Source organism: Trichlorobacter thiogenes (assembly GCF_900167465.1).
GTDB classification, from domain to species: domain Bacteria; phylum Desulfobacterota; class Desulfuromonadia; order Geobacterales; family Pseudopelobacteraceae; genus Trichlorobacter; species Trichlorobacter thiogenes.
Window position 1 is genome coordinate 121,914 of the sequence record NZ_FUWR01000007.1, and the last position, 12,955, is coordinate 134,868.

Here is a 12,955-nt window from a genome sequence, read left to right on the forward strand (position 1 = left end):
GCCAAGCAGGGGTGCTGTATGATGCGATTGTTATGGCGTGCATGCTGTTCAAAAGAGCTGCGGTTGTTGCAGAACACACTGCTGCTTGTGCTGCTTTGCAGTAGCGCGGTTGCCGCTTCTCCACTGAAAAAGGCCACCCTGATGCCGCTCTGGAGCCCCCAAGCGCAATTTGCCGGGTATTATGTTGCCCTTGAAAAGGGGATCTATGCCCGCCATGGCATTGATTTGAAGATACTTCCGGCTGGGCCGGGGTACTCGCCTGAACAGACGTTAAAGAACGGCAGTGCTGATTTTGCTGTGCTCTGGCTGACAACCGCCCTGCGACAGCGCGCTGACGGTACTCAGCTGGTTAACCTGGCCCAGCTGGTCCAGCGATCCTCCCTGCTGCTGATATCCAAAAAGAGCAGCGGAATCAGGTCCGTGGCAGATCTTGACGGCAGGAAAGTCGGGTTGTGGGCAGGGGATTTGTCGCTGCCGCCGCGGATCATATTTGCCAGGCAGGGGATCAAGGTCCGTGAAGTACCCCAATCCTATACCGTGAATCTCTTTTTGCGGGGCGGGATCGAGGTGACATCCGCCATGTGGTACAACGAATACCATACGATTCTTTCTTCCGGGGTTGATGCGGATGAACTGTCTGTTATCCCCCTCCATGAACAGGGGATACAGTTTCCTGAAGACGGAATTTACACCCTGGAACGGATCCTTAAAAAGGATCCTGCCCTGGCAAAGGCCTTTGTGGCTGCCTCGCTGGAGGGGTGGCGCTATGCCTTTGACCATCCTGATCAGGCACTGGATATTGTTATCAAGCAGATGCGTGCGGCGCAACTGCCAGCCAACCGCGCTCACCAGAAATGGATGCTTGACCGGATGCGGGACCTGATCATGACGTCAACCGCCAAGGGGGGCCACGGCCAGCTTAATCAGCAGGAGTATGAGGCTGTTGGTCAGGCGATGCGTAGCTATGGCCTGCTTAAGGCATATCCTGACTACAGTCGTTTTACCGGGAGGTCGGATGCTGGCACGCACTAGTATAGCCACCAGACTGGTGCTGGTGATTACCCTCTGCAGTGCGCTGATCTTTGCTGTGAACCTGGGCTATAACTATCATCGTTCCCGTGTCATGCTTGAGCAGGAGCTTGAGTCCAATGCACGCAACCTTGCCGGCTCTCTGGTGCATCGGGTGGAGACTGAGCTTGTAGCGGTTGCCAAGATCGTGCAAGGGATGGCCCGTGAGCTGGAAACCAGCCGTCACTCAGCCCAGGAGCTGAACAGCCTGCTCAAGACCACCCTGGAGCAGAACCCTGAACTCTTTGGCACAACCGTGGCCTTTGAACCGTTTGCCTTCAACGCCTCAACCCGCCTGTATGCCCCCTATTATTACCGTCACAAGGGCAAGATCGCCTCCAGTCGCCTGGAAACAGCATACCGGCAACTGCCCTACCTCTACTGGGATTGGTATCAGATCCCACGGGAACTGGGCAGAATGGAGTGGAGCGAGCCGTATTTTGATGAAGGGGCCGGCAATATCCTGATGACAACCTGTTCAGTGCCGTTTTATGGCGCTGACAACGGCAGGAAACAGCTCAAGGGGATTGTGACCGCTGATATCTCGTTGGAATCACTGACCCAGTTGGTCTCATCGGTCAAGATCCTGAAGACCGGCTACGCCGCCCTGCTGTCACGCAACGGGATGGTGCTTGCCCATCCGCTGAAAGATGCGGTCATGAACGAGACCTTCTTCAGCATTGCGGAAGAACGTCAGGACCCAGCCATGCGGGAACTGGGCAGGAAGATGATTAAGGGGGAGTCTGGTTTCATCCTCTACAAGAGTATAGTGGGAGTAAGAAGCTGGATGTATTACGCCCCGATCCGTTCAACCGGCTGGACCTTGGCGGTGGTTTTCCCTGAAAAAGAGCTGCTTGAGAATGTCACCCGTCTGAGCATGACCATGGCGCTGATGGGGCTGGTCGGTATCCTGCTGCTGACCGGGGCAGTGGTCTCCATTGCACGTTCTATTACCAAGCCGCTCCGTTCGCTGGCTGCTGCCACTGATCAGATCGCTGCGGGAAACTTTGATGTGGAGCTTCCTGTGGTGCGTTCGCAGGATGAGGTTGGTCTGCTGTCCCATGACTTTCAGGTTATGCAGGGGTCGCTCAAGGAGTATATCAAGAACCTGACTGAAACCACGGCAGCCAAGGAGCGGATCCAGAGTGAACTCAAGGTGGCCACTGATATCCAGGCCAGCCTGCTGCCCCGGCTGTTCCCCGCCTTCCCGGATCGGCCTGAATTTGACATATTCGCCTCAATGGATCCTGCCAAAGAAGTGGGGGGCGATTTCTATGATTTCTTCTTTATTGATCTCACCCATCTCTGCTTTCTGATTGCCGATGTCTCCGGTAAGGGGGTGCCTGCAGCGCTCTACATGATGGTTGCAAAGACCCTGCTTAAGTCAGAAGGGCAGCGGCTTGGCGAACCCAGCCGGATACTTTCCTGCGTCAATACAATCCTTGCTGAAGATAATGACAGCTGCATGTTTGCTACGGTGTTCTGCGGTATCCTGCATACTGAAACCGGAGAGATCCAGTTTGCCAATGCCGGGCATAACCCGCCGCTGATCATGGATGGGGCAGGGGTGCGCTATCTTGCGCCCAAAGCGGGGTTTGTGCTGGGACCGATGGAAGGTACAACCTATGCCACTGAACGACTGGTCATGCAGCCGGGAGACACACTGTTTCTCTATACCGATGGTGTGACTGAGGCGTGCAACCATGCGGATGAACTGTACGGCGAGCCACGGTTGCTTGATCTCTTGCAGAAGACCCCCAGAGAAGACCTGGTAGCGCTTGTGCATACTATTCGGGTTGATGTTGTTACCCATGCTGCCGGCGCACCACAGTCAGATGATGTGACCATGGTTGCCATTACCTGGCGTGGGGCAGAGAGCTGACCGGATCTGCATGCGTCAGACGGCTGCGGTAGACCTCAGAACTTCAGGCGGGCATCAAGCCCCACGGAGTAGCCGTAAAAGCTCTTTGCTGCGATGTAGGACACCCCCAACCCCAGCCAGTTGAGCTTCCAAAGGCCGGTCAGTTCACCCAGCACCAGGCGGCCGCCCACCGTGTACATGGTGTTGGTGCCAACGGTATCGCGGAAATCATCCCCCAATACGTCAAGGGCAACAAAACCGCCGGTATGCAGCGGAAAGCCGAACAGTTTAAGCGGTAGCTTGAGATCAAGATCCACCCGGTTTTCCCAGTCATAGGAACTGCCGCTGCCATGCAGATAATCAGATGAGCTTGCAATCGACCAGGTGTTAAACCAGGCAAAGCGTGAGAGCAGGGCTAGCTTCAGATCGTTGTTCAACGGTTTTTCATACTGGATATCCAGCGCAGGTACCAGTGAAAATGTGTCGATGTTCCAGTCAAAGAGCTGCCCGCCATACAGTTGTTTCAAATGTGTACCTAATGCGGTACCCGGCTTAAAGGAGCTGTCTGAATGGGCGTAGATCAGGCCCAGAGTGGGGCCTATACTCAGTTCTTTGGTCAGATTAAGTCTTACCCCTGACTCCAGCCCGGCTGCAAAGGTTGTAAATTCTTCCCTGTTGTTGGCCAGTACCGGGTTGTTGTTAAAGCTGTTTTCTCCGCTGATGTAGCCGATCGTGCCACCCAGCAGGGGTGCCCAGGTCATGTCACTGTCACCGAGCCGGTTCGGCTCGCCAAGGAGACCCTTACCCCCCAGCTTGGTGATGCTCATACGGGTGCCGTCGTCGTAGAAACGGTAGGTGCCGCCGCTGATACCGTCATCACCCCCCATGATAGCCAGTGTTTCGCTCCGGGCGGTCGCCAGTTTTCTGAACTGGTCGCTATAAACGGCCAGATCCGCTGCCACTGAAGGGGCAGGGAGAGAGAAAAGAGCTGCAACGGCTACTGCTAAGGCTGTCTGGCGTGGAAGGGATAGCTTCATGGGATTGAGATCTCCTTTTGAGCCATCAGAATATCGCTGATTTTTGTCATTGCAAGCGGTTGTCTGTAGCATTTTCTCTGGTATGGTTATCACACGTACTGGCCAGTCTGCCGAGGTAGTACACAATGATCAGAAGTAAGACGATGGACAACAGATTACAGAGCTTGATGTTGGTACTGTTGCAGTTGTTGCCGGGGCTGGCGGGGAGGAAAAAACTGTGTCAAACGAGAAAATTGTTGTCCGTCGTATGCATAAAGATGATCTGAAGCTGGCTGTTGAATGGGCTAAAAATGAAGGCTGGAATCCGGGGCTGCATGATGTTGATCCCTTTTATGCCGCAGACCCGAATGGTTTTTTTATTGCAGAAATCAACGGAGAACCGGTCGGCACCGCCTCAGCCGTTGCCTACGACGACAGCTTCGGTTTTCTGGGATTCTACATCGTGAAAGAGGAACTGCGGCACCTCGGCATCGGCATGAAGCTCTGTGATGCCCTGCTGGAGTACATGGGAAACCGCGTCTACGGCCTTGACGGGGTGGTGGCCATGCTGGACAAATATGTGCAGCAGATGGGGGTTGCCATTGCCCATTACAACGCCCGTTATGAAGGTGTTGGCAGACCTGCAGAGGCAACACTGGCGGATATCTCGTCAGTTCCGTTTGAGGAGCTGGAGCGCTATGACCGTTGTTTCTTTCCAGCCCGGAGGACAGCCTTCCTGCAGAGCTGGATCAGTCGCCCCGGCAGCCAGGGCCGTGTTGTCATGGACGGTGAACGGCTGGTGGGCTACGGCGTGATACGTCCCTGTTACCGTGGCTTCAAGATCGCGCCGCTGTTTGCCGACACACCTGATATTGCGGATCAACTCTTCAGAACACTTGCCGGGCTGGCTGTTGATCAACCAATATTTCTGGATATTCCGGTCTGCAACCAGGCTGCTCTGGAGCTGGTGGAACGGCACCAGATGCAGAAGGTCTTTGAAACGGCCCGTGTCTACCACGGCACAGCACCGGAGTTGCCGCTGGATCAGACCTACGGTATTACCAGCTTTGAACTTGGCTAATGGTGCCATGCAGAAGTGAATGCACGTGGTTTCTTATTTAAATATAGTTGTCAGTTCGGAGTAAACTATGGGACTTTTTTCCGGAGAATCAAAAAATAGCGCATCTGCAGAAACCAGAAGACTTCATACCGAGTATGGCCAACTACTGATTGATGGCGAGATCATTGAGGCTGGTTTTGTTGTTGCCCGCGACACACTGCTGTTTACCAATAAGCGGTTGATTGTTATTGAGGTTCAGGGAATTTCCGGCAGGCAACTGGAATATCTCTCTGTTCCCTATGGTTCAATCGTAAAGTTCAGTGTGCAGACCGGCGGTAGTTTTGACCTGAATGCAGAGCTGAAACTGTGGATCGGCAATGACACCGTTCCCCTTGAAAAACGGTTTAACAGTGAATTGAACGTCTATGAGGTACAGAAGATTCTTGCCAGTCGTGTGCTGAAGTAACCCCAGGATTGCTTTATTCAGGAGGAATCTGCCATGCCTTTTTTAAATCATAAAGAGATACAGCTGTATTACGAACAGCATGGTAGCGGTCCACCGCTAATGCTGATTGCCGGTCTGGCCTCAGATTCCCAAAGCTGGTTGCCGGTGGTTGAGGGGCTTGCCAAACAGTTTGCCGTAATCCTGCTGGATAACCGTGGGGTAGGGCGCTCAACCCAGGAGTGTGAGATCAGTGTCAGCCTGATGGCTGATGATTGCGCGGCCCTGATCCGTCACCTGGGGTATCAACGGGTTGCTGTGACAGGACATTCCATGGGGGGAATGATTGCGATGGAGCTGTCTCGGCAGTATCCCGATCTGGTTGACCGTCTGGTGCTGGTTGCCACCGCAGCAAAAAACAGGGTGCGCAATAACCTGCTGTTTCAGGACTGGGCTGACTGGTACGAGGCTGGAACTAACCGTGCTGCCTGGTTCCGCACGGTTCTGTACTGGATCTTTACGAAACGCTTTTTTGAGAACCAGCCTTTACTGGATGCCTCACTGAACTATCTGCTTAAATATCCCTGGCCGCAGTCTCCGCAGGCATTCAGGCAGCAGGTACAGGCCATTGCAGGGTTTGATGCGACTCCCTGGCTGGGGCAAGTGATGGTGCCCACCTGTGTGCTGGCAGGTGAGCAGGACCTGCTGATGCCACCGGGAGATTCGGAGTATCTGGCGCAGCAGCTGCCTAATGCGGTTCTGGAGGTTGTCAAGGGTGCGGCCCATTCGATCCACACTGAACAGCCAGAGGCGTTTATGCAGTGTCTGTTGGAATTTTTAGCAGGAGGATGCCATGGATAGTTTTATGCAGGCTGCTTTTGATGAGGCGCGCCAGGGGCTGGCGGAAGGTGGGATTCCGATCGGCGCGGTGATTGTCCATCAGGGCAGGATCATCGGACGTGGCCACAACCGGCGGGTGCAGCAGGGCAGTGCTATTCTGCATGGTGAGATGGATGCCCTGGAGAATGCCGGACGTCAGCCAGCTGCGGTGTATCGCGAATCAGTGCTGTACACTACCCTGTCTCCCTGTCCGATGTGCAGTGGTGCCATTCTGTTGTACGGCATCCCCAGGGTGGTGATCGGTGAAAACCGCACATTTATGGGGGAAGAAGAACTGTTACGCTCCCGCGGGGTGCAGCTGGAGGTTCTGCAGGATGAACAGTGCATCAGTTTGATGGAACAGTTTATTGCTGAAAAGCCGGAGTTGTGGAGTGAAGATATCGGGGTATGACGTAAGAAAGGTGAATAACTATGTATCGATTGATTGTTACCGGAATGCTGTTGTTACTGTGTGTGGTGACGGTGGATGCTGCTTCGCTGCCTTGCGGTGGCAGCCCCCGTCAGGTTGCTGCAGCGTACCGTGCCGGTGATGGCGTGCGGCTTGAGGCCTGTTTTGATCTGGATCGCAATACGGTTACGGTGGGGCTGGCTGATGGCAGTCGCGTGGTGCTGCCTGCAGCCCTGTCCGGTTCCGGTGCCCGCTACAGTGACGGTGCCCGTACCTTCTGGGAACATCAGGGAGTTGGGCGCTATTTTGTTGGCGAAAAGCTGCTGTTTGAAGGCGGTCCGGCTCCGTCAGCAGGCTACAAGAGCGGGGTAACGTCAAAACTGCTGGCACAGACCGGTGTAACAGCGGATGGCCGGAAGATCGTCTATCCGGCCACCATCACCCCTGAAGTAACGGCAATGCTGGTGGAGATCGCCCCCAAGGCTGAGACTGGCTGGCATAAACATGATGTGCCGGTCTATGCCTATATGCTGGGCGGTGAGCTTGAGGTGCTGCTGGAAGGTGGCAGGCACCTTACCTACAAGACCGGCGATGCCATTATTGAGGTGGTCGGTACCATGCATAACGGCATCAATAAGGGGATAGAAACGGCCAAGCTGGTGGTGTTCTATACCGGCAGCAAAGGCCAGCCCAATGTGATCAGAAAACAGGAGTAACCCGGTATGTCTTTCGCGCCCCTTCTGTTCCGATCACTTAGGCCATGGTTGCTGGGCCTGTCACTGCTGCTGGCTGCCTGCAGCAGTCCGTCGGGACGTTATCAGTTTAGACTGGTTCATATGAATGACACCCATTCGCACCTTGAACCGGTGGCGGTTAATCTGGCCATACAAGGGGAGACCGTCACAGCACAACTGGGTGGTTTTGCCCGCCTGAAGACCGTTGTTGACCAGATGCGGGCCGAGGACCGGGAACTGCTGTTCCTGCATGGTGGTGATGTGGTGCAGGGGACGCTCTATTTTACCCTGTTTAATGGTCTGCCCGAGTTTGATTTTCTTAACCGGTTGGGGCTGGATGCCATGACCTTTGGCAACCATGAATTTGATCGTGGCCCGGCTGCTATCCCGGCCTGGATAAAACGCAGCAGATTTCCCTGGCTGTCTGCCAATATTGATTTTTCTGCGGAGCCTGCTCTGGCAGGGTTGGTCAAGCCGTACTTGATCAAGGAGATTCATGGTGAGAAGATCGCTATTATTGGTGTAACCACGGAAACCACACCGCAGACTACCATGCAGGTGGGTGGTGTGGTTTTCAATGATGCCGCGGAGGCTGTCCGTAAACAGGTCAAGGCGCTGGAGGCCCAGGGGATCAACAAAATTATCGTGTTATCGCACCTTGGGTATCAGCAGGACAAAGAGCTTGTTGCCAAGGTGGCTGGTATTGATATTGTGGTTGGTGGGCACAGCCATACCCTGATGGGTGACGAGTCGCTGCTGTCAAAGATCGGCCTGCTGCCCGAAACCGTCTATCCCACTGAGCTGAAAGGGGCTGACGGCAAGCGGGTGCTGGTGTTGCAGGCCTGGCAGTGGGGCCATTTTCTGGGCAGGTTACAGGCGACCTTTACCCCGGATGGTGAGGTTGAGCAGTTCAGCCATAACGCAGTAATTCCCACAGGCAGCACCTTTGTCCGTAATGATCAGGCCATACCGCCTGGGACACCGGCCTACCAGGCAATTACGGCCGACCTTGAGCGTACCGGCATCGCACGTATTGTTGCGGAAGATCCACAGATGGTGGCCATGCTTGCCCCCTATGCACAGAAGGTGGCAGCCTATCGCACGGTTGCCATTGCAACAGCAGCAGAAGATCTGGTGCGCGGTCTGAACAGGGGGCCGGGGCCGCTGGCGGCAGATTCCATGTTGGCAGCAGTGCCCAAGGCGCAGGTTGCTATCCTGAACTACGGCGGCATTCGTAGGGATCTGCTGCATGGCAAGATCTCTGCCGGTGATCTGCTGGAGGTAATGCCGTTTACCAACAGTCTGGTGCTGGTGGATCTGAGCGGTGCTGAACTACTGAAGTCGCTTGAAGATACCGTGGCGTTTATGTTGGTCAAGTTTGGTAGCGATACGTTGAATATGCCGTTTGTCAGCGGTATCCGGTTTTCAGTGCAACTAACAGCGCCGAACGGTTCACGGATTGAGTGTGTGCAGGTCCGTTCTGATTCGGGAAACTTTGTTCCAGTAGAGCCAGCACAACGGTATCGGGTTGTGGTCAACTCTTTTGTGGCAGAAGGTGGCGATGGATTTGGTGTGATCAAGACGGCAGCAGGTTTCAAAAGCGATACCGGTATCATTGACAGTGATGCCATGCAGGATTACCTGCAAAAGCTCGGCACTATCCGCAATACGACTGAACAGCGAATCTGCGTGCTGCCCGCTAATTGATACAAAGGAGTGACGTGACTCGTGCTGCATGGAATCTTTGGCATTACCGTTCTGCTGTGCGTTGCCTGGCTTTTAAGTGAAAACAGGCGGATGCTGCACTGGCGTCTGATTTTGGCTGGTCTGGCCCTGCAACTGCTGATTGCCTTGTTGATGTTAAAGGCAGCCCCGTTCAGACAGCTGTTTATGGGGTTGAATACGGTCGTTGCAGCCTTTGAAGAGGCCACAAAGGCCGGGACTTCGTTTGTGTTCGGCTATCTGGGGGGAGGACCGCTGCCGTTTGTTGAGACAGCACCGGGTGGCTCTTTTTCGCTGGCCTTTCAAGCCTTGCCCATGGTGCTGGTAATCGGCGCTCTGACGGCGGTTCTGTATTACTGGCGCATTTTGCCAAAGGTGGTGCAGGGTTTTTCCTGGGTGCTGCGCAAAACCATGGGTATCGGCGGTGCGCTGGGGGTGGTTGCCTCCGGTTGTATCTTCCTGGGGATGATCGAATCGCCGTTGCTGATCCGCCCCTACCTTGTCCGTATGACCCGCAGTGAGCTGTTTGCCATGATGGCCACCGGATTGTCCTGTATTGCCGGTACCATGCTGGTGCTGTACGCAACGGTGCTGCAAAAGGTTATTCCTGATGCCCTGGGACATATCTTGACCGCCTCCATTATCCATGCCCCTGCTGCACTGGTGGTCGCCTCCATCATGGTTCCCGAGACCCAGGAACAGACGCTGGGGGGAGAACTTTCTTCCTATGAGGCAACCAGCGCCATGGATGCACTGACCAAGGGGACCTGGGACGGTCTCAAGCTGCTGGTCAACATCGTCGCAGTCCTGATTGTGTTTGTTGCGCTGGTAAAACTGGTCAATATCGGGCTAGGGCAGCTGCCGGATGTTATGGGTGGTCCGGTAACCCTGGAAAGGATCCTGGGGATACTGCTTTCACCGGTGGTCTGGCTGATCGGTGTGCCCTGGTCAGAGGCCGGTACTGCCGGGTCATTGATGGGGATCAAGATCGTTCTGAACGAATTTCTGGCCTATATCAAGTTTTCATCCCTGCCAGAGGCTGCACTCAGCCCCAAGACCAGAATCATCATGACCTATGCCATGTGTAGTTTTGCCAACCTGGGCAGTCTGGGGATCTTGATCGCCGGACTTGGTAGCCTCTGCCCGGAGCGACGGGATGAAATCGTGGCAATGGGGGTAAAGGCCCTGATCGCCGGGGTGCTGGCATCGCTGATGACCGGTGCGGTGGTGGGGATGCTATAGGATACTTTTTGCCTGGTCGGTTGTAGATAGGTAATTATGTGGTATTTTATCAGTACTGCCACCTGTAAGGAATCTGCAATGATGCTGCTCCGAGAGTCTGTCATAGGTCTGCTGCTCCTTCTTGTCCTCCTGGTGCTACCGGTTGTTGTGCTGGCAAATGATACTAAAACAGTACCGCTTACCGCAGAAGAACTGAAAGGAATTACCCCCTTTGTCGCTGTTGTCCAGCGTAACTGGAAGAGTTGGTCACAGGGTAATGATACCGTGGCCAAGCTGGACCTGATCGCGCAGATGGCCAGTCCTGCCTATAAGGGTGAGGATGCAGCGGCTTTGGTGGCATTGGAGATCTATCTGAAGAAGAATCCATCGGTTGATCTGGCAACCGCTGGTGCCATAGATGATCCAAAGATTCTGGATCGCTATTACCGCAGTGTTCTGAAGTTACGCCGGGTTAAACGGGTGCTGTTTGCCAATGGTCAGCCGAGCTTTGAGCTGTTGCAACAGGGACCGGTGGGGGATTGCTATTTTTTCTCTGCTTCAGGCTGGATGGCCAGAAACCGGCCAGCTGACGTGATGAACGCCATTACCCGACTGGATGACGGTCGTTTCCGTGTGCGTTTTGCCAATGGTGATGAGGCTACAGTAACGACGCCCACTGATGCCGAGCTGGCGATTAATGATTCAGATTCAACACTGCAGGATGGACTCTGGATGTCGGTGTTGGAAAAGGCCACCGGTACCATTCAGGCTCGGACCTATCGGAAGTCCGCAACAATCCCTGATCCCACCGTGGCGATTGATACCGCCGGCATACCGATCGGCAGCATTGTCAAACGCTGGACCGGGCAAGAGGTGAAGGTGTTCCGTCTTGGTGCGCGGGCACAGCGGGAACAGGTCCGCAAGGCATTGGTCAGAATGCAGGAGCGGAAGTCCCTGGCTACATCCCTGCTGTTGCATCGTCCCCCGGCAAAGCTGGCCTATGACCATGTCTATGCCATCATGGGCTTTGATCAGGCAACTGATACGGTCACTCTCTGGAATCCATGGGGAACGGATTTTACTCCCCATGGGCCATCCAGCCCTGAAAACGGCTATGCCCGTAAAAAAGGGATCTTTACACTGAGCTTTGATGAGTTTGTCTCATTTTATAGCTATCTCGCCATAGAGCAAAACTAGGGGGAGGCATGCGCGGTTTTGTTTTTAGCCTGTTGTTCGTGCTGCTGCTGGCCACTGCTCCAGCACTGTTTGCTGCTGATGGTGTCAGCACTGAGTATCAATCTCCCTACGGGGTGAAACTGCCCTGGCCGATACCGGAGTTGATCCCTGATCTGCTGGAGGGAAAGCGGGGTGAGGCAGCAGGTGAGGCCAAGATCCCTGAATCTGACTGGTACGGCCACAGCCATCCCTGGGTCGGTCCCTGGGGGCCGCTGCCCCACAGGTTTAAGCCCCCGAGGATTGCTGAAGGAAAGAGCGATGACTGGAAACGTGCCCGGATCATTGCAACGGCATTCCGTTTTATCGGTTATCATTACCGCCATCACTATATCCCTGATTGGGATCCGCCACCGGGGTGGTATACTCCCAAGCCTGGCGGCACCCGGCATGATGGTAAAGGGCTTGATTGCAGCAATTTTACCTCGTTTGTCTATAATCAGGGGCTGGGAATTCATTTTAGTTCAGATGTCCGCAAACAGGCTGCCACTGAAACCGTGACCATCAACGGGACTGAGCAGACAGTAGCGATAAAGCAGATCCCCCGTCAGGATTCTGCTGAGGCTTGGGCCAAGGTCTTAAAACCGGGAGACCTGCTCTTTATCCGGCCTCGCAGCAGTGAAACAATTTCCCATGTGGTGATCTGGATCGGCCCATGGGGAGTGCCGGGTGGTCAGCCCCTGGTTATGGACAGCCACGGTGCAGATGTGCGGGATGAGGATGGAAAGCTGATACCTGATGGTATTCACCTACGCCCGTTCCGTCCCGATTCCTGGTATGCAACCCGTGCTGATCATGCGTTGCGAATTATTGGTAACTAACTAACTACCCGAAAAGGAGCTTGCATATGAAAAAGAGTCTTGTGTTGTCAGTGGCTATGCTTACGTTTTTTATCGGTTCTGTCTGGGCTGTTGATCAGACCGTTTGTGCCCCTGAGGCGAGTATTACCCTCCATCCAAATGGGTCTGTTGATACCTGTAACCTGAGAATCCAGTATGAAAAAGGTGGTTTGAAGTGTACACCCTCTAGCCCGATTTCTTTTTATGCTAATGGTCTGGTTCGTGCCTGCGTGCTGTATGAAGATCTGAAGATTGGCGGGGTGACCTGTGGAGACACGGGAACTATTACCTTCTTTCCATCCGGTGTTTTGCGTTCCTGTACCTTGAATAATGATGAACTGATAGGTGGGAAAAAATGTATGCATGATCAGCCCGTGTCCTTCTTTGAAAATAGTAAACTGGAAAGCTGCACTGAAGAATAGCTGTTGAAGTCTGTTGATCGTTGAAAAAATGTAAAGAAATCTTTGAATC

13 protein-coding genes are annotated in these 12,955 nt (G+C 54.2%); 12 read left to right on the forward strand and 1 reads right to left on the reverse strand.

The window, feature by feature from the left end:
- Nucleotides 1-18: 18 nt before the first annotated feature.
- Together B5D39_RS08130 and B5D39_RS08135 are read left to right on the forward strand one after the other, a co-directional pair.
- Nucleotides 19-1,032 (forward strand): ABC transporter substrate-binding protein, encoded by a 1,014-nt coding sequence (locus B5D39_RS08130; protein WP_078789963.1) that lies wholly within the window; start codon nucleotides 19-21, stop codon nucleotides 1,030-1,032.
- Nucleotides 1,016-2,950 (forward strand): SpoIIE family protein phosphatase, encoded by a 1,935-nt coding sequence (locus B5D39_RS08135; protein WP_078789964.1) that lies wholly within the window; start codon nucleotides 1,016-1,018, stop codon nucleotides 2,948-2,950. Before B5D39_RS08130 ends, B5D39_RS08135 begins: the two co-directional genes overlap by 17 nt.
- A gap of 35 nt (nucleotides 2,951-2,985) precedes the next feature.
- Here the strand turns inward: B5D39_RS08135 and B5D39_RS08140 are convergent, their stop codons facing one another.
- Nucleotides 2,986-3,966, reverse strand: a complete 981-nt coding sequence (locus B5D39_RS08140; protein ID WP_078789965.1) for a hypothetical protein — start codon at nucleotides 3,964-3,966, stop codon at nucleotides 2,986-2,988.
- Between the two features lie 217 nt (nucleotides 3,967-4,183).
- Here B5D39_RS08140 and B5D39_RS08145 point away from each other — a divergent pair, with 217 nt between their 5' ends.
- From B5D39_RS08145 to B5D39_RS08190, 10 genes are all read left to right on the forward strand, one after another.
- Nucleotides 4,184-5,026 (forward strand): GNAT family N-acetyltransferase, encoded by an 843-nt coding sequence (locus B5D39_RS08145; RefSeq protein WP_078789966.1) that lies wholly within the window; start codon nucleotides 4,184-4,186, stop codon nucleotides 5,024-5,026.
- 67 nt (nucleotides 5,027-5,093) lie between these two features.
- The gene (locus tag B5D39_RS08150) at nucleotides 5,094-5,471 is read left to right on the forward strand and encodes a PH domain-containing protein (protein WP_078789967.1); all 378 of its coding nucleotides are present in this window, start codon (nucleotides 5,094-5,096) and stop codon (nucleotides 5,469-5,471) included.
- Between the two features lie 33 nt (nucleotides 5,472-5,504).
- Nucleotides 5,505-6,308 carry an alpha/beta fold hydrolase gene (locus tag B5D39_RS08155; RefSeq protein WP_078789968.1) on the forward strand — a complete coding sequence of 268 codons (804 nt, stop codon included), beginning with the start codon at nucleotides 5,505-5,507 and terminating at the stop codon, nucleotides 6,306-6,308.
- Nucleotides 6,301-6,738, forward strand: a complete 438-nt coding sequence (locus B5D39_RS08160) for a nucleoside deaminase (protein WP_078789969.1) — start codon at nucleotides 6,301-6,303, stop codon at nucleotides 6,736-6,738. Before B5D39_RS08155 ends, B5D39_RS08160 begins: the two co-directional genes overlap by 8 nt.
- A 20-nt stretch (nucleotides 6,739-6,758) precedes the next feature.
- Nucleotides 6,759-7,451: a cupin domain-containing protein gene (locus B5D39_RS08165; protein ID WP_078789970.1), complete on the forward strand. Its 693-nt coding sequence runs from the start codon at nucleotides 6,759-6,761 to the stop codon at nucleotides 7,449-7,451.
- A gap of 6 nt (nucleotides 7,452-7,457) precedes the next feature.
- On the forward strand, nucleotides 7,458-9,176 hold the full coding sequence (locus B5D39_RS08170; protein WP_078789971.1) for a bifunctional metallophosphatase/5'-nucleotidase: 1,719 nt from the start codon (nucleotides 7,458-7,460) through the stop codon (nucleotides 9,174-9,176).
- Nucleotides 9,177-9,197: 21 nt separating this feature from the next.
- The gene (locus B5D39_RS08175) at nucleotides 9,198-10,433 is read left to right on the forward strand and encodes a NupC/NupG family nucleoside CNT transporter (protein WP_078789972.1); all 1,236 of its coding nucleotides are present in this window, start codon (nucleotides 9,198-9,200) and stop codon (nucleotides 10,431-10,433) included.
- A 78-nt stretch (nucleotides 10,434-10,511) separates the two neighbouring features.
- Nucleotides 10,512-11,609, forward strand: a complete 1,098-nt coding sequence (locus B5D39_RS08180; protein ID WP_161947452.1) for a C2 family cysteine protease — start codon at nucleotides 10,512-10,514, stop codon at nucleotides 11,607-11,609.
- An 8-nt stretch (nucleotides 11,610-11,617) separates the two neighbouring features.
- Nucleotides 11,618-12,466, forward strand: a complete 849-nt coding sequence (locus B5D39_RS08185) for an NlpC/P60 family protein (protein WP_078789974.1) — start codon at nucleotides 11,618-11,620, stop codon at nucleotides 12,464-12,466.
- A gap of 26 nt (nucleotides 12,467-12,492) precedes the next feature.
- Complete coding sequence (locus tag B5D39_RS08190) at nucleotides 12,493-12,906, forward strand: hypothetical protein (RefSeq protein WP_078789975.1); 414 nt, start codon at nucleotides 12,493-12,495, stop codon at nucleotides 12,904-12,906.
- Nucleotides 12,907-12,955 lie beyond the last annotated feature (49 nt).